This is a genomic window from Bradyrhizobium liaoningense, from assembly GCF_018130785.1.
Taxonomy (GTDB): domain Bacteria; phylum Pseudomonadota; class Alphaproteobacteria; order Rhizobiales; family Xanthobacteraceae; genus Bradyrhizobium; species Bradyrhizobium liaoningense_A.
On the sequence record NZ_JAFCJT010000004.1, the window covers coordinates 67910 to 84954 of the forward strand.

15 protein-coding genes are annotated in these 17045 nt (G+C 64.2%); 4 read left to right on the forward strand and 11 right to left on the reverse strand.

The genetic code is table 11. From position 1 onward, the window contains the following. Window positions 1–33 precede the first annotated feature (33 nt). Window positions 34–1848: a long-chain-acyl-CoA synthetase gene (locus JQ627_RS12615; RefSeq protein WP_212484537.1), complete on the reverse strand. Its 1815-nt coding sequence runs from the start codon at window positions 1846–1848 to the stop codon at window positions 34–36. 283 nt (window positions 1849–2131) lie between these two features. On the opposite strand from JQ627_RS12615, the gene JQ627_RS12620 reads away from it, so the two are divergent. Then, window positions 2132–2830 carry an SGNH/GDSL hydrolase family protein gene (locus JQ627_RS12620; protein ID WP_212484538.1) on the forward strand — a complete coding sequence of 233 codons (699 nt, stop codon included), beginning with the start codon at window positions 2132–2134 and terminating at the stop codon, window positions 2828–2830. Between the two features lie 44 nt (window positions 2831–2874). On the opposite strand, the gene JQ627_RS12625 is transcribed toward JQ627_RS12620, so the two are convergent. Together JQ627_RS12625 and JQ627_RS12630 are read right to left on the reverse strand one after the other, a co-directional pair. Continuing rightward, window positions 2875–3144, reverse strand: a complete 270-nt coding sequence (locus JQ627_RS12625) for a DUF3551 domain-containing protein (RefSeq protein WP_014491751.1) — start codon at window positions 3142–3144, stop codon at window positions 2875–2877. 26 nt (window positions 3145–3170) lie between these two features. Next, the gene (locus tag JQ627_RS12630) at window positions 3171–3443 is read right to left on the reverse strand and encodes a DUF3551 domain-containing protein (RefSeq protein WP_212484539.1); all 273 of its coding nucleotides are present in this window, start codon (window positions 3441–3443) and stop codon (window positions 3171–3173) included. 427 nt (window positions 3444–3870) lie between these two features. Between JQ627_RS12630 and JQ627_RS12635 the strand changes: the two genes are divergently transcribed. Then, the gene (locus JQ627_RS12635) at window positions 3871–7005 is read left to right on the forward strand and encodes a multidrug efflux RND transporter permease subunit (protein WP_212484540.1); all 3135 of its coding nucleotides are present in this window, start codon (window positions 3871–3873) and stop codon (window positions 7003–7005) included. A 43-nt stretch (window positions 7006–7048) separates the two neighbouring features. Here JQ627_RS12635 and JQ627_RS12640 read toward each other — a convergent pair whose 3' ends face one another. The 5 genes from JQ627_RS12640 to JQ627_RS12660 form a co-directional block, all read right to left on the reverse strand. After that, entirely contained in the window at window positions 7049–8035 is a 987-nt protein-coding gene (locus tag JQ627_RS12640) for an integrase core domain-containing protein (RefSeq protein ID WP_212484541.1), read from the reverse strand. A 186-nt stretch (window positions 8036–8221) separates the two neighbouring features. Beyond that, window positions 8222–10099 (reverse strand): molecular chaperone HtpG, encoded by a 1878-nt coding sequence (gene htpG / locus JQ627_RS12645; protein WP_212484542.1) that lies wholly within the window; start codon window positions 10097–10099, stop codon window positions 8222–8224. Between the two features lie 137 nt (window positions 10100–10236). After that, the gene (locus JQ627_RS12650; RefSeq protein WP_212484543.1) at window positions 10237–10662 is read right to left on the reverse strand and encodes a hypothetical protein; all 426 of its coding nucleotides are present in this window, start codon (window positions 10660–10662) and stop codon (window positions 10237–10239) included. Window positions 10663–10913: 251 nt separating this feature from the next. Then, window positions 10914–11513, reverse strand: a complete 600-nt coding sequence (locus tag JQ627_RS12655; protein ID WP_212484544.1) for a nuclear transport factor 2 family protein — start codon at window positions 11511–11513, stop codon at window positions 10914–10916. Window positions 11514–11663: 150 nt separating this feature from the next. Further along, window positions 11664–12470 carry a response regulator gene (locus JQ627_RS12660; protein WP_212484545.1) on the reverse strand — a complete coding sequence of 269 codons (807 nt, stop codon included), beginning with the start codon at window positions 12468–12470 and terminating at the stop codon, window positions 11664–11666. Between the two features lie 220 nt (window positions 12471–12690). Between JQ627_RS12660 and JQ627_RS12665 the strand changes: the two genes are divergently transcribed. Both JQ627_RS12665 and JQ627_RS12670 read left to right on the forward strand, forming a co-directional pair. Then, the gene (locus JQ627_RS12665; RefSeq protein WP_014491705.1) at window positions 12691–12924 is read left to right on the forward strand and encodes a NepR family anti-sigma factor; all 234 of its coding nucleotides are present in this window, start codon (window positions 12691–12693) and stop codon (window positions 12922–12924) included. Continuing rightward, window positions 12924–13472: a sigma-70 family RNA polymerase sigma factor gene (locus JQ627_RS12670; protein ID WP_014491704.1), complete on the forward strand. Its 549-nt coding sequence runs from the start codon at window positions 12924–12926 to the stop codon at window positions 13470–13472. Before JQ627_RS12665 ends, JQ627_RS12670 begins: the two co-directional genes overlap by 1 nt. Before the next feature lie 100 nt (window positions 13473–13572). Here the strand turns inward: JQ627_RS12670 and JQ627_RS12675 are convergent, their stop codons facing one another. The 3 genes from JQ627_RS12675 to JQ627_RS12685 form a co-directional block, all read right to left on the reverse strand. After that, entirely contained in the window at window positions 13573–14274 is a 702-nt protein-coding gene (locus JQ627_RS12675; RefSeq protein WP_212484546.1) for a nitroreductase, read from the reverse strand. A gap of 141 nt (window positions 14275–14415) precedes the next feature. Continuing rightward, window positions 14416–15660, reverse strand: coding sequence for an acyl-CoA dehydrogenase (locus tag JQ627_RS12680; RefSeq protein WP_212484547.1), 1245 nt, complete (start codon window positions 15658–15660; stop codon window positions 14416–14418). Between the two features lie 138 nt (window positions 15661–15798). Further along, entirely contained in the window at window positions 15799–17040 is a 1242-nt protein-coding gene (locus JQ627_RS12685) for an acyl-CoA dehydrogenase (protein ID WP_212484548.1), read from the reverse strand. Window positions 17041–17045 lie beyond the last annotated feature (5 nt).

Consider the following 17045-nt stretch of genomic DNA (forward strand, 5'->3'; position numbering starts at 1 on the left):
AAAATTGGACCTATCTGACGGATTTTCGCGGCGTTAGAGCCTGATCGAGCCATCGACGATCTGCGAATACGTGCCGGCATCGAGCGCGACATAGGTCCCCGACTTCGGGTCCGCCATGAACAGCGGATCGCCTACCCCGGCCGGATCGAACCCCTCCCGGGCCAGTTCGCCCTTCTTCTGCTTGAACGTCTCGGTCGCATCGAGCTCACGGGAGATGCGGACGAAGACGGGGCGGGCGTAGGCCGGCAAGCGCTGCGCGAGATGGGCGGGCAGCCTCTCGATGTCAAACCCCTCGTTCACGACGATCGCGCTCATGCCGGCGCGGCCGTCGGAGCCGGGGATGCTGACGCCATAGGTGGTGGCGTCGACCACGCCGGTGAAGTCGCGCACGGCGTCGTTGACCTCCGATGTCGCGACGTTCTCGCCCTTCCAGCGAAAGGTGTCGCCGATGCGGTCGACGAAATGGAAGAAGCCCTTGTCGTCGAGCCGCATCAGATCGCCGGTGCGGAACCAGGCGTCGCCCTTGGCGAAGACGTCGCGCAGGACTTTCTTCTCGGTCTCGCCGGCGTCCGTATATCCTTCGAAGCGGCCACCGCCCTCGTCCGCGGTGCCGATGCGCCCGATGGCTTCGCCGGCCTCGCCGCGGGCGCAGGCGAGACAAAAGCCCTCGTCATTGCGCAGCGGCGCACCGCTGTCTGGATCGAGCTTGACGAGACTCGCAGGAAAACGATGCGCGAGCAGCGGCGGGATGCGGCCGATCGCGCCCGGCTGGCCCTCGACGTTGAACAGCGAGAAATTGCCTTCCGTCGCCGCGTAGAATTCGAGGATGCGCGGAATGGCGAAACGGGTCTGGAAATCTTCCCAGATGTCGCCGCGAAGCCCGTTGCCGCAGGCAAGACGCAGGCGATGCCGGTTCTCGTATTCGGACGGCGGCGCCTTCAGAAGGTAACGGCAGAGCTCGCCGATATACTGGAATAGCGTGCAATCATGCCGCACGATGTCGGGCCAGAAATTCGAGGCCGAGAATTTTTCCGCGATCACCACCGAGCCGCCGGCAGCCAGCATGCTGCACGGCGCGACGATGCCGCCGACCGAATGGAACAGTGGCAGGCAATCATAGAGCCGGTCCTGCGGCGTGGCGCCGGTGAGGCCGGCGAACCAGAAGCCCCAGGTCAGGATGCGGCGGTGGCTTATGCTCGCCGCCTTCGGCAGGCCGGTGGTCCCGGAGGTGTAGATCAGCAAGGCACGGTCGTTGATCGAGACGTCGCCATGCTCCTCCGGGGAAAGCGGAGCATCGTCGAGCGCGGCGACCGCGACGTCGATGGCGCGTTCGCTGCGGGAATCACCATGGGTCCACACTTTTGCTGCGGTCTTCAGGTGTGGCGTTGCGCTCTCCAGCGTCTCCGTCAGCTCATGTGCAACGATGATATGCGATGGCTTTGCAACGTCGATGCAATGCGCGAGCGACTGGCCGACCAGCTTGGTGTTGATCAGAGCGACCACGCCGCCGACGCGGCTGATGCCGAGCCACGCGGCAACGTAGTCGATGCCGTTCGGCATCATCAACGCGACGGTATCCCCCTTGGCCACGCCGACCGAGCGCGCCCAGCGCGCATAGCGGTTGATGCGCTTCGAGAGGCCTGCATAATCGAGGTCTGCGTCGTCCGTGACCAGCGCGGTGCGATCGGGCTGACGCCGCGCCCAATCGTCGACGACGTCGGCGAACATCCGGCCCGGCAGCGTCTCGATGCGCGCGGTGAGCTCGATCGCCTTCAGCCAGATCTTTGAGGCCGAAGCTGCGCGCGCGGCTTTCGGTTGCTCGATGACGCCGATGGTCATGCCATTCAATCTTTCGGAACGTATCTGGTTTCCGGCAGCTTAGCTCGCACGCTTTGCCCAGGTGTTAAGAGACAAGGTAAAAGCAGGTTAGTGGGCGATTAACTCTAGCCATCCAGCGCGGGCGAGTTCGGCGGCATACTCACGGCGAAGACCGAGCGCTGGCGCAAGGTGGTCGAGTTGTCGGGGATCAGGACGGCGTAACGATCCGGCCTCGCCGAGGCTAGGCGCCTCCTGGTAAACGGGCTATGCTTTTCTACCCTGCGTTGTCAGGACTGCGAAAGGGAGGCGTCCCGTGGCTCTCGATCCGTCAGAGTTTCCGGTCCAGGCCGCGCCGTTCGAGCAGCCCCTGACGAATTTTGCCAGCCGCGTGAAGGGTGGGCAGGCCAGGGTAGTTGCGATCGGCTCGTCAACCACGGCGGGCGAAGGAGGCATCGCTCCGTATCCGCAGCGGCTGCTGGCGGATCTTCGGATCAAATTTCCAAATGTCGCAATCGAGGTGATCAACCGGGGCGTCGGCGGCGAAGACGCCCCGTTGGAGCTGAAGCGGTTCGAGCACGACGTCTTCGATCTCAATCCCGATCTCGTCATCTGGCAAGTCGGCACCAATTCGGTGTGGCAAGCCGGCGGTCCCTCGTTCGCGGACACCACGAAGGCCATCCGCGAAGGTGTCGACCAGCTGCTCGGCGCGAAGCGGATCGACGTGATCCTGATGGACCTTCAATATGTGCCTGCGGTGCTGACGCCGGCCAAGCGCCAGAAAGCGGACGCCATGGTCGCGGCGATCAGCCAGATCGCCTACGAGAAACAGGTCAACGTCTTCCGCCGCTTCGCGCTGATGAAGGGCTGGCACGAGGTCGCAAGGATCTCGTTCGACCGTTTGGTCGACCCGGGCGATGACACGAGGCTGCACGCCAGCGACTGGACCACGGACAAGATGACCTGGCAATTGACCGACGCGATCTTCGCCGCGGCGGCGCCGCACGGCACCTAGTCCTGCATGCTCCGTCGGACCGGACTCCGAACGAGCGATAGGCGCTAGCCGCCTCGCCTGTAACGTGGGCGCGGCGGCGCAGCGTTGACCGGATAATACGGATTGACGTCACAGCTCGCCGAGCGGCCTGACGCCGTGGCGCGGCACTGCGGCAGCGACGTGAAGGAGCAATCGTACCACTCCCCGCCGCCACCGTTCGCGCCTGAGTAGACGTGCATGCAGACCGGAAAGCTGGGATCGAAGGTCTGCGCATGCGACGGCGCGGCCATGAGCAATGCACCGACGAACGCGATCAGGCCGAATGAGCGAAGCATGAAAAATATCCCCGACATCGCAATCGCTAGTTCGACTTCTTGTGACGCCGGCGCGGCGGCGGTTCATCGAAGACATAGTAGGGATTGACGTCACAGCTCGCCGCGCGGCCCGACGCCGTGGCCCGGCACTGCGGGATTGAGGTGAACGAGCAGTCGTAATAGTCGCCGCCACCGCCCCGGCCGCCCGAAGTATAGACGTGCATGCACACCGGATAGCGCGGATCATAGGTCTGGGCGTCGGCATCTGCCGCCGCGAACAGCGCGGCAATCGCGGTGAGGGTCAGGAGAGGCAGGCGCATCGGACATTTCCTCGAATCGGTGGCAACGGCACGCGTTATGCCATTTCGATATGGCACAACGGCGCGGAAGAAGCGATTGTTCCTGTTCATACCTCTCCCGCTTGTGACACGTGGCGAAACAGATGAGACACAGCGCCGCAACGATGCGAAAAGCCGGAAAGCACCCCGTAATCAACCTGCGCAAAACGCATAACTCGCTGCAGCTGTCCTTCGACAAAGGTCGCAAGCATCCGTTGCAGGAATCCGTTCGCAGGCCGGAGCGAACGGACTAGTCTTTCGATCACAACGCCGGCCCCGGACCGACGACGTTCCAGGGCAATCAACAAGCAAATGGGCTGAAGGAAACGCACATTCGCGCTCGGGCTCTCGGGCGCGACTCCGCCGTGAGCGGGGAGAAGATGCGCTGGCCAGTCTGTGGTCTCAGGGCATGCAAGAGAGCTTCTCGTCTCCGTTCATCCGCTATCCGATCGGCACCTCACTGCTGATGGCGGGCATCCTGTTCGTAGGCCTCGTGGCCTATCCGCTGCTGCCGGTTGCGCCGCTGCCCCAGGTCGACTTTCCGACCATCCAGGTCTCCGCGTCGCTGCCGGGCGGCAGCCCCGAGACCATGGCCTCTTCCGTGGCGCAGCCGCTCGAGCGCCAGCTCGCGCAGATCCCCGGCATCACACAGATGACCTCGACGAGTTCGCTCGGCTCGGCGTCGATCACCATCCAGTTCGATCTCAACCGCCTGATCGATGCCGCGGCCAACGACGTGCAGGCCGCGATCAACGCGGCGAGCGGGCAGTTGCCGAAGAACCTGCCCTCGCCGCCGACTTATCGCAAGGTCAACCCGGCAGACTCGCCGATCATGATCCTGTCGGCGACCTCCGACACGCTGCCGCTGACCACCGTCAGCGACCGCACGGATGCCCAGCTCGCCCAGCAGATCAGCCAGATCCCAGGCGTTGCGCAGGTGTTCGTCGGCGGGCAGCAGAAACCTTCGGTGCGCATCCAGATCGATCCGGCCAAGCTCGTCGCCAAGGGGCTGTCGCTGGAGGACGTGCGCAGCCAGATCGCGATCGCCACCGCGGACAGCCCGAAGGGCAACATCGACGGCCCGCGGCGCTCCTACACCATCTACGCCAACGACCAGCTGCTCGAGGCCACGCACTGGAAGGACGTGATCGTCGCCTATCGCGGCGGCGCGCCGTTACGGATCCGCGACATCGGCGAGGCCGTGTCGGGGCCGGAGGACATGAAGACCGCGGCCTGGGCCGACGGCAAGCGCGGCGTGTTCCTGGTCATCTTCAAGCAACCCGGCGCCAACGTCATCGAGACCGTCAACCGCATCAAGGAGAAGCTGCCGCGGCTGATCGCGGCGATCCCGCCTGCGATCAAGATCAAGATCATCAGCGACCGAACCATCACCATCCGCGCCGCGGTCGACGACGTGCAGATCACGCTCATGATCACCATTGCTCTCGTGGTGATGGTGATCTTCATTTTCCTGCGCAGCTTCTGGGCCACGATCATCCCGAGCATCACGGTGCCGCTGGCGCTGCTCGGCGCCTGCTCGCTGATGTGGGTGTTCGGCTATTCGCTGGACAATCTCTCGCTGATGGCGCTGACGATTGCGGTCGGATTCGTGGTCGACGACGCGATCGTGATGCTGGAGAACATCACGCGCTATGTCGAGCGGGGCGAGACCCCGCTCGCCGCGGCGTACAAGGGCGCGGCCGAGATCGGCTTTACCATCGTCTCGATCAGCATCTCGCTGGTCGCCGTGCTGATCCCGCTGCTGCTGATGGGCGGCATCATCGGCCGGCTGTTCCGCGAGTTCGCGGTGACGCTGTCGATGGCGATCTTCGTCTCGCTCGTGGTCTCCCTCACCCTGACGCCGATGATGGCGTCGCGCTTCCTGCGCGCCGACCACGAGGCGCGGCGCGGCCGCTTCTACCAGTGGAGCGAGCGGATGTTCGAGCGGCTGCTCGGCGCTTACGAGCGCGGGCTGGACCTCGCGCTGAAGCACAGCTTCGTCACGCTGTGCGTCTTCTTCGGCACGGTCGCACTGTCGGCGCTTCTGTTCATCCTGATCCCGAAGGGCTTCTTCCCGCAGCAGGACAACGGCTTCCTCACCGCGGTGTCCGAGATGCCCCAGGATATCTCCTTCACCGAGATGAAGCGCCGGCAGGAGGAGCTCAATGCCATAGTGCAGGCCGACCCCGCCGTCGATTCCATCGCGATGTTCATCGGCGGCGGCGGCACGGCGCTGAATTCGGGGCGCATGTATGTCACGCTGAAGCCGATCGGGGAGCGCGATGCCAGTGCGCAAGCGATCATCGCGCGGCTGCGGCCGAAGCTCGCCGAGGTCGAGGGCGCTCGGCTCTATATGCAGGCCTCGCAAGACGTGCGCCTCGGCGGGCGCGCCACCCGCACCCAGTTCGAGTTCACGCTCCAGGACGCCAATCTCGCCGAACTGAACGAATGGGCGCCGAAGATCCTGGCCGGCATGAGAGGCCTGCCGCAACTCCGCGACGTCGCCACCGACCAGCAGACGGAGGGCACGACACTGCAGCTCACGATCAATCGCGACACCGCCGCACGCTACGGCATCCAGCCTCAATTGATCGACGACACGCTCTACGACGCCTTCGGCCAGCGTCAGGTTGCGCAGTATTTCACCCAGACCAACAGCTACCACGTGGTGCTCGAGATCACGCCCGCGCTGCAGGGCCGGCTCGAGGCGCTCGAGAAGCTCTACATCAAATCGCCGCTGACCGGAGACCAGGTGCCGCTCTCGGTGATCTGCAACTGGACCAACGTGCCGGTGCGGCCGCTCGCGATCGCGCATCAGGGCCAGTTTCCGGCCGTCACGATCAGCTTCAACCTCGCCGAAGGCGTGGCCCTGGGACAGGCTACCGATGCCGTGCTGCGCGCGGTCGGCACGATGGGCGCGCCGCCGACGCTATCGACGAGCTTCCAGGGCACCGCGCAGGCGTTCCAGCAATCGCTCGGCACCGTGCCGATGCTGATCCTGGCCGCGCTCGTCGTCGTGTACCTCGTGCTCGGCGTGCTCTACGAGAGCTACATCCACCCGCTGACCATCCTGTCCACGCTGCCGTCGGCCGGCGTCGGCGCGATCGCAATCCTGATGATCTTCGGCTTCGACTTCAGTCTCATCGCCCTGATCGGGGTCATTCTGCTGATCGGCATCGTCAAGAAGAACGGCATCATGATGGTGGACTTCGCCATCGCCGCCGAGCGCGAACAGCATCTGACGCCGGAGCAATCGATCCGCCAGGCCGCGCTGCTGCGCTTCCGTCCGATCATGATGACGACGATGGCGGCGCTGCTGGGCGGCGTTCCGCTGATGCTCGGAACCGGCACCGGCGCCGAGATCCGCCAGCCGCTCGGCTATGCCATGGTCGGAGGCCTCCTGGTGAGCCAGGCGCTGACGCTGTTCACGACCCCCATCGTCTATCTCTACCTCGACCGCTTTTCCAACCTGCTTTCGCGCTGGATGGAAGAGAAGCCGGAGGCGGAGGCAGCTACCCCCAAGCAGAAGGATGCGGCGGAGTGAGCCGGCACGGTTCTGCGGCCTCCGTCATTGCTGTCGATGTTCGCTAATTCGCTGATTGGATCGCGGTAGTCTTGGTCGCGGCGAAGGCCTTGGGAGTTTGTCCTGCCAAGGCCTGATGGGGTCTATGGTTGTTGTAGTAGACGAGGTACTCGAACAGTTCGTTGGCGAGGTGGTCGAGATTGTCGAAGGTTGCGCCTTCGATGACGTCCTCATCGAGGGTGCGCCAGAAGCGCTCGACTTTGCCGTTGGTCTGCGGCCGATAGGGCCTGGTGTAGCGGTGTTTGATGCCGAGTTCGAGCAGCATGGCCTCGAACGGATGCTCGTCCGGCCTGGTGCGGGCGGCGAACTCGGCGCCGTTGTCGGACAGGATTTCCTGGAAGACGAGCCCATAGGTGATGTTGAGGGTGTTGATCATCTTCAGGGTCTTGAACATGACCGGCAGCGCCTTCTTGGACGTCAGGACCTCGGCCCAGGCCAGGCGCGAGCAGCTGTCGATCAGGCTGATGAGGTAGGCCGTGACCGGGGGTGGCGCGAGGAACATGTCGCGCGGCAATTGATGCAGGTCGACGTGGCCCAGCTCCCCGAGCTTGTCCTTGATAATACGACGTTTCTCCTCACGCATCGCCGGCGTGCGGCGGTTCAGGCGGTAGCGTTTCAGCACCCGGTAGATCGTGATCGGCGAAGGTACCGTCTCGCGCGTTTCGCGCAAGACGGCATGAATCTCATAACGGTTCATACCTCGCTTGCGATGGGCGACGATCTCCGCCTCGATCCCTTCCGGCTCGCGCCGTTCCCGCCACTTCGGACCGCGCCGCCGCGGCAGCAGATCGGCTTCCTCGCCGCTCTGCAGATAGCGATTGTAATACTTGCGGAACGTCTGCGAGCAGGTCCCGTGGTGCCGGTAGAAGTCGCCGACCCGCTTGAACAGCGGCGATCGGCCAGCCTTCACCGCCTCGTACTCCGGAATCAGAAAACGCCACTTCTGTAGATAGTTGCGCTCAATCGTCCGGTCGTAGCTATTATCCCGCATCGGATCGGCCTCCAGTGGAGCGATCCAATCAGCGAATTAGTGAACATGCACAATTGCGAGCCAACGGGTCCGCGCGAAGCGCGGCCCGATGACAGGCTCAGCGAAGCAATCCAGGACTGCCGCCGCGGGGACCGTCTGGATTGCTTCGTCGCTTCGCTCCTCGCAATGACGAGCAAGGCGTTCCGCCTACCCGCCCAGCCCCTGCAGTACCAGCCGGTTCAGCCTTGCCGCAAACGCGGCAGGATCTTCGGGCAATTCGCCGTCCAGGATCTGCGCCTGTTCGAGCAGGAGCAGGCTGAGATCGTCGACCGCCCTCGAGCCGGCCTGCGCCCTGGTGATCGCTGTCACCAGCGGATGGCGCAGATTGATCTCGAGGATCGGCCTGGTGCGCATGCCGCGGTTCTGCTGCGACAGGATGCGCTCGAGCTCGCGGCTCGGGCCCTCGCTGTCGGCGACGAGGCAGGAAGCGGAACTGGTGAGGCGCGTCGAGACCTTGACGTCGCTGACACGCTCGCCGAGCGCGGCCTTTATCACCGCGATGGTGGCGGCCTCGTCGGCCGCCGGCTCGTCCTGCTTCGCCTCGTCTGTCTCGTCGACGCGCGGGATCAGGTCGAGATTGAGATCACCCTGGCTCAGCGATTTCAGCGGCTTGCCCTCGAACTCCGATGGCATCGAGGTCCAGAAGGCGTCGACCGGATCTGACAGCAGCAGCACCTCGATGCCGCGCGCAGTCGCAGCTTCCAGCCGCGGATTGGACTTCAGCCGCTCGATGCTGTCGCCGACGAGATAGTAGATCTCGGTCTGGTTCGGCTTGAAATCGGCGATGACGTCCTTCAGCGAACGCTTCTCGCCCGAGGTGGTGGTGAAGCGCGACAGGGACAGCAGCTTTTCGCGCCGCTCGAAATCCTCGTAGATGCCTTCCTTCAGCACTGCGCCGAAGGCGTCCCAGATCCTGGCAAAATTCTCCGGGTCCTTGTCGGCAAGGCTTTCGAGCTCGGACACGACCCGGGTCGCCACGGCTTTCCGGATCTGCGCGAGCTGCGGATTGTTCTGGAGCATCTCGCGCGAGATGTTGAGCGGAAGATCCTCGCTGTCGACCACGCCGCGGATGAAGCGGAGATAGCCCGGCAACAGATCGGCATCGTCGGTGATGAAGACGCGACGGACGTAAAGCTTCACCCGGCCCTTGCGGTTCGGCTCGAACAGGTCGAACGGCTTCGTCGACGGCGCAAACAGCAGCACGGCGTAGGAATAGCGTCCCTCGGCGCGGTAGTGCAGCGTCATCGCGGGATCGTCGAAGGCGGATGCGATCTGCTGATAGGCCTTCTTGTAGTCCTCGGCCGTCAGTTCGGACTTGGAGCGCTGCCACAGCGCGCTCGCCGAGTTGATCTGGCGCGGCTCGCCCTCTTCCGGCACCAGCTCGATCGGAAACAGGATGTTGTCGGAATAGGCACTGACGACGCGCTCGATCTCGTACGTCTCGAGATACTTCTTCGCGTCGTCTTTCAGGTGGAGGACGATCTCGGTGCCGCGTGCCACGCGCGCCGCTTCCTCATCGCTTGCGTGCGCAATCTCGAAGCCGGAGCCGCCGGAGGACGTCCAGGTCCACACGTCGCTCTCGCCGGCACGGCGGCTGACGACGACAATCTTCTCAGCGACCATGAAGGCGGAATAGAAGCCGACGCCGAACTGGCCGATCAGACCGAGGCCGTCCTTGGCCTCCTTCAGCTTCGAGACGAACGCCTTGGTGCCGGAGCGGGCGATAGTGCCGAGATGGTCGATCAGCTCCTGGCGCTCCATGCCGATGCCGTTGTCGGCGATGACAAGCGTTCCCGCCGTCTTGTTCGGGACGATCCGGATCTTGGGCGCGTCGCCCTCGCCCAGCAGCGCCGGATTGGCGATCGCTTCATAGCGCAGCTTGTCGCAGGCATCCGAAGCGTTGGAGACGAGCTCGCGCAGGAAGATGTCGGTCTCGGAATAGACGGAGTGCACCATCAGGTGCAAAAGCTCGGAAACCTCGGCCTGGAAAGGCTGCGTATGCGCGGCCGTATCTGACGTCGTCATGCGTTTACCCGGTCAATCAAAAGGGGAAGAAACCCGGCATATAACGCGAGGGGATGGGGGATCAAGTGGACGTAAGATATCGCCCTCCCGGAGGGAAGGCGATTTGTCCATGATGGCCAAGGGGCGGTGAAGCAGGATCAGGTCACACAGCGACCGGGCTGGAGCAGCTTTGCGACCTCGGTCAGCGAGCTGACCATCGGTTCGCAGGCAATCGTCGGCCTCTTGCGGCCCTGCTTCTGGTTCTGGAGCAGCATCGGCGGCTTGGCGTTGCCGGTCTCGATGACAGCGGGGACCCGCAGCAGCACCGACGTATCAGCCAGATCGTTCAGCCGCATCGACACGGTGCGGGTGGGGACCGGGGCCTGCTTGACGTCGGCGAACCGGTCGGCCTTGCCAGAACGGTTGACATTGTGACCCACATCTTGCGTGGACCTGTCGGCGACCGCCTGCCAGCGGGCGGCCAGATCATGGCCGGAGGCCAGCTGCACGGCACCAACTTGCACCGCACCAAGCGTCGCGGCAATCGCGATGGCACCCAAAAATACCTTTTGAAACTGCAACATGGCTGTCGATCCCTCGCCCCATGGCGATCGCGGGAACAACGCGATGGGAGGATCGGGGGTTCTCGGCGATTACGATCACTTAACCGTGTGCGAAATTCACCGCAGACCGCACAAAAAAATTTGCAACCGCTTGGAACGACTCTCGGGCCCGAGAGTCGTCTCAACAGCCGGCTATTCCCCCCTGCCCCATAAGCCGGCGACGTAGGGCGCGACTGTGGTGATGCCAGTCGCGCCTTACTTTTTTCTGGGCCTCACTTCGCCTTCGCCGCCAGCCAGTCCCGCCCTTCGCCATAGAGCTTCTCGACCTCAGGCCCCGTGAGGCCCGGCATGTCGCGCTTGACCTTGTAGCCGATCAGCTCCTGCATGTAGGCGAGGTGGCGGTAGCCTTCGGGCAGCGCGGCCAGCGCCTGCTGGTCGAGGCGAAGTGTCGCGGCGGGATCGACCGGGTCGATCCGGTCCTTCTCGTAGATCGGCTGGCGGCGGACGATGGCCCATTTTCCATGCCGCTTCTCCAGGAAATCGTAGAAGCGTCCGGTGCAGACGACGTCGCAGAGCACGTCGTGCACGGGTGCGCGCTGCGAGATCGTCATCTTGGTTTGCGCGATGGCCCGCTCGCCTGCGAGATCGATGCTGGTGCCGCCGAGGAAATGCAGAATGCGCACGCCCTTGGCAAACCCCTCCTGGCTGACGCGCATGAAATCCCGCGCCGGTCCCTGAAACCAGGTGGCGGACATCCAGCCTTCTTCGTGCCAGACCGTGGCGAAGCGATCCCAGTCGCCGGCATCGCGCCACACCGCCCAGTTCTCGACGAGGTCGCGGATGGCGAGGCGGTCGAGGAGCGCTTGGTCCATGGGCACATCTCCGATTGGGGCGATGCATGAGGTATGAGCGGCGAACTCGATGGCCGTCAAGCTTGGCAAGCGGGCACGAAAAATCCGGCGTGCCCTGCAGCACGCCGGATCCGATCGTATTCGCGAAATTTCAGACCGTCGGCGCCTTGCTTACGCCGCCGGCGCCTTGGGCGCGCGATTGCGGGAGTTGCGCTGGAAGAACAGCGCCTGGCTCGCCACCGCCGACACCATCGCGGGCTGGAACGGCTTCGAGATCAGGAACGCCGGCTCGGGGCGCTCGCCGGTCAGGAAGCGTTCCGGATAGGCGGTGATGAACACCACCGGCACCTCGAAGGTGCGCAGCAGCTCGTTGACGGCATCCAGGCCCGACGAGCCGTCGGCGAGCTGGATGTCGGCGAGGATCAGGCCGGGCCGCTTGTTCTTGGCCAGCGCCACTGCATCGGCATGGGTGCGCGCGACGCCGACGACGTTGTGGCCGAGATTCTTCACGAGGCTTTCGAGGTCCATGGCGATGAAGGTCTCGTCCTCGATGATCAGCACGTCGGTGGCGATCTCGGCCGCCATCTCGCGTCCCGCAGCATCCGCAAGCCGGCGCGTCTCGGCGACGTCGGTGCCGAGGACAAAGCCGACTTCCTCTTCCGAGAAACCCTCGAGCGAGAGCAGCAGGAACGCCTGCCGCGGCAGGGGCGTGATGTTCGACAGGCGCCGCTCCGGCGGCATCGGCAACGTCGTCACCTCGGCATCGTCGTTGACGGAAACCGAATTCCAGATCTGGGTGAACAGCCGGAACAGGCCGGCGCGCGGTCCGTGGCTCTCGTCGAGCACCGACGGATCTCCCAGCATGGCTTCCAACATGGCTGCGACATAGGCGTCACCGGAGGCCTGGCTGCCGGTCAGGGCGCGCGCATACCGGCGCAACAACGGCAAGTGTTCAGCAACAAGCTGTGAACGGGACATCCCCACTCCATTCATCTTCGGGCCAACCTTGAAGAACCAGGCAACACGAGGGGAGGCCCGGTTCCCCTGCTGGGCTGACTACGCCTCAGGCCAAGAAAAGTTCCGCTTATCTGGGAACTTTTTGTCGAACCTCGAATTGTGCCTATCCAGGGAACGGCTCCCGGTTGAGAGAACTTCTCGATTTTACAGTTACTTAACTCGGGGAAACGTGGAACAGGTCATGAAAGATCTCAAGTCTCAAGCCAGCAAAAGCACGACCCCCGGCAAGGGAGGCCTAACTCCGGAGATTCAATCCCGGATCGGCCACCAGTTGCGCGCCATGTACGATGATGTGGTGCGGCAGGGGGTTCCGGACCGGTTCGCGGAACTGATCAAGAAGCTTGATGCGCCGGGAGGCGCATCCCAAGTGGGAACGGATGGGGGCTCCAACGACAACAACAATGGGAGGGATTAATGCCTCTCACCGACTCCCTGCGTGACGACATCCTCGCGGCCGTGCCCAGTTTGCGCGCGTTCGCGATCTCGCTGAGCGGTAATGCCGACCGTGCCGACGATCTGGTGCAGGAAACGCTGTTGCGTGCGCTCGCCAACATCGACTCGTTCCAGCCCGGCTCCAACCTGCCAGCGTGGCTGTTCACGATCCTTCGCAACCTGTTCCGCTCTGACTATCGCAAGCGGCGGCGGGAGGTGGAGGATGCCGAAGGCAACTACGCCAAGACGCTGAAGACGCAGCCCTCGCAGAACGCGCATCTCGAGTTCGAGGAGTTCCGCGGCGCGCTCGAGAAGCTTCCGCAGGACCAGCGCGAAGCCCTGATCTTGGTCGGCGCCTCCGGCTTCTCCTATGAGGATGCAGCCTCGATCTGCGGCTGTGCGGTCGGCACGATCAAGAGCCGCGTCAATCGCGCGCGCTCCAAGCTCGCCGCGCTGCTCTATGTCGACGGCGCCGAGGATTTTGGGCCCGATGAGACCGTGCGCGCCGTAATCGGCGGCAGCGGCGGATAGCGGCCGGGTCAATCGGACCGAGACGAATGTGAAGGCGGCCGTTTCTGCGGCCGCCTTTGCGTGCGCGGAAAGCTAAAGGCGCAGGCCCAGAGCCACTCGATCACTCTTCCACGAAGGCCACGGTGTCCGCCACGCGCGCGCGCGAGGTACGGTAGTTGTTGACCTTGTGCGCGTTGTCGGCATAGCCGAACGAGATGCCGCAGACGACGCGGCGGTCGTCGGGCAGCTTGAAGTGGCTGCGGATCAGGCTGGAATGGCGCGCGAGCGCCGCCTGCGGAATGGTGCCGAGCCCGAGCGCCTGCGCCGCGAGCATGAAGTTCGAGACATAGGCGCCGCAATCGATCGCACCGTAGATGCCGAGCGGCTCATTGGTGTGGATGATCGCGACATGCGGCGCACCGAAGAAATTGTAGTTTTCCAGCGCCTGTTTTGCGTAGGCGCTTCTGTCGCCGCGGGCGATGCCGAGCGTGTTGTAGAGCTGGAAGCCGCTCTCGCGGCGGCGCTCGAGATAGACGCCGACATATTCGCGCGGCGGGGTGAAGTCGTAATCGTCACCCAATCCGCCCGACGCTTCCTTGTAGATCGCCTGGCGGAAGCGCTCCTTGGCCGCGCCACTGGCGATGATGACCTGCCAGGGCTGGCTGTTGCACCAGGACGCCGTGCGCTGCGCGGTGGTCAGCACATGCTCGATGGTCGCGCGATCGACCTCCTTGGCTAAGAAAGCGCGGACGGAGTAGCGCTCGTTGAGGAGTTCCTCGAGCACGTCGATGCGGTCTTGGCTCTGGTTCACTTTAGCGTCCATGGATCAGCTCGCATTGTTTTCTTCGTGGGGTGGGCAAAAACGCGCCAGCGCCGTGCCCACCGCCAAACGTGCTCCGGCGCATCTGCATATGGTGGGCACGCTTCGCTTTGCCCACCCTACGAGATACAGCGAGAGGCTGGATCAACGCCCCTTGGTCGGGATCTTGTTATACGGCACATCCTTGTCGACGCGGATGTCGCCCGGCAATCCCAGCACGCGCTCCGCGATGATGTTGCGCAGGATCTCGTCGGTGCCGCCGGCGATGCGCATTGAGGGCGAGGACAGCAGCATCTGCTGGAACTGGCCCTGCACCGTCTCCTCGTCGGTGCCGGTGAGAGCGCCAGCCGCGCCCTGGAGGTCCATGGCATAGGTTGCGATGTCCTGGAGCATCATGCCCGAAACCAGCTTGCCGATCGAATTTTCCGGGCCCGGCCGCTCGCCCTTCGACAGCGCCGAGATCGCGCGGTAGCTGGTGTATTTCAGCCCGCTCGACTTCACCGCCCAGCTCGCAAGTTTCGAGCGCACGGCCGGATCGTCGATGGCGAGCCCGTCCTCCAGCATCAGGTTGGAGCAGAACTCGAACAGTTCAGGGACGCCGGTCGCAAGCCGCGAGCCGATCGACATCCGCTCGTTCATCAGTGTCGTCAGCGACACGCTCCAGCCCTCGCCGACGGCGCCGAGGCGCTGGCTGTCTGATATCACCACATCCGTGAAATAGACCTCGTTGAACTCCTGCATGCCGTTGGCCTGCTTGATCGGGCGGACCTCGACGCCGGGGCTCTTCATGTCCAGGAAGAACATGGTGAGGCCCTTGTGCTTGGGCACGTTCGGATCGGTGCGTGCGATCAACAGGCCGAAGTCGGAATAATGCGCGCCAGAGGTCCAGATCTTCTGGCCGTTGACGACCCAGTTGTCGCCCTTCTTTTCCGCGCGCGTCCGCAGACCGGCGACGTCGGAGCCGGCGGACGGCTCGGAGAACAGCTGGCACCAGATCTCCTCGCCGGAGGCGAGCTTTGGCAGATGACGGCGCTTGGCATCCTCGCTGCCAAAAGCCATCACGGTCGGGCCGCACATGCCCTCGCCGATCTGGAATGGCTGCGTCAGCTTGCCGTAGACGCCCTCTTCCTGCTGCCAGATGACGCGCTCGATCGGCGTGGCGCCGCGGCCGCCATATTCCTTTGGCCAGTGCAGGCAGGCCCAGTTGCCCTCGAACTTCTTCTTCTGCCAGGCCTTGCCGACATCGACGATGTCGTGCTTCGCAAGCCGGATGCGGCCGAGCGAGGATTTTGACAGCTCGGCATGCAGTTCCTTCGGCGCGTTGGCCTCGACCCATTGGCGCGCGGTCACGCGGAATGCGGCTTCCTGCGGGGTATCGTCGAAATTCATCTTCGAGCTCTCCTCTTTCGTGCCCCGGACGCTGCGCAGCGCGAAGCGGTGCGCTGCAGAGCCGGGGCCCATTGTAGCCTTCTAAGTCCCGGCTCTGCGAAGCAGCGCTACGCGCTGCATCGCGTCCGGGACACGGACTCATCTTCCCTTCGTCGGGATCTTGTTGAACGGCACGTCCTTGTCGACACGGATATCGCCGGGCAGGCCCAGCACCCGCTCGGCGATGATGTTGCGCATGATCTCGTCGGTGCCGCCTTCGACGCGGGTGCCGGGCGCGCGCAGCAGCATCGCCTGGAAACGGCCGGCGAGCTCGCCATCCTCGGCGCTGACGACGCCGCTTGCACCTTGCAGATCCAGCGCGTAGGTCGCGACGTCCTGGATCATCGAGCCCGCCACCAGCTTGCCGATCGAATTCTCCGGACCCGGGCGCTCGCCCTTCGACAGCGCCGAGATCGCTCGCATGCTGGTGTATTTCAGCCCGCTCGCCTTCACGGCCCAGTTCGCGAGCTTCGAGCGCACCGCGCGATCCTCGATCGCCGGGCCGTCATCAAGCATCAGGCTGGAGCAATATTCGAACAGCTCCGGGAACCCGGTCGAGACGGCCGCGCCGATCGCGCTGCGCTCGTTCATCAGCGTGGTCAGCGAGACGTTCCAGCCGTCACCGACCTCGCCGAGACGCTGATGATCGGGAATGCGGACGTTGGTGAAATAGACCTCGTTGAAGTCGGATGCGCCGCTCGCCTGCTTGATCGGCCGCACCTCGACGCCCGGGCTCTTCATGTCCAGGAAGAACATGGTAAGGCCCTTGTGCTTGGGCACGGTCGGATCGGTGCGGGTGAGCAGGATGCCGTAGTCGGAATAATGCGCGCCCGACGTCCAGATCTTCTGGCCGTTGATCACCCAGTCATCACCGTCCTTCTCGGCGCGCGTGCGCAGGCCCGCGACGTCCGAGCCGCCGGCCGGCTCGGAGAACAGCTGGCACCAGACCTTTTCGCCGGAGGCGAGCGGCGGGAGGTACGTGCGCTTATGCTCCTCGCGCGCGAACGCCATCATGGTCGGCCCGCACATGCCGTGGCCGATGATGAACATGCGGGAGAGCTGGCCGAACGGCCCCTCTTCCTGCTGCCAGATCACGCGCTCGATCGGCGACGAGCCGCGGCCGCCATACTCCTTCGGCCAGTGCAGGCAGGCCCAGCCGGCATCGGCCTTCTTCTTCTGCCAGGCCTTTGCCACTTCGAGGATGTTGGCGTTCTTGAGCTGGGTGCGGCCCAGCGAAGACTTGCGCAGCTCTTCCTCGTATTGTTTGGGCGCATTCGCGCCGATCCAGGCGCGGGCGGTGGCGCGGAATTCGGCTTCCTGCGGGGTGTCGTCGAAGTTCATGACGT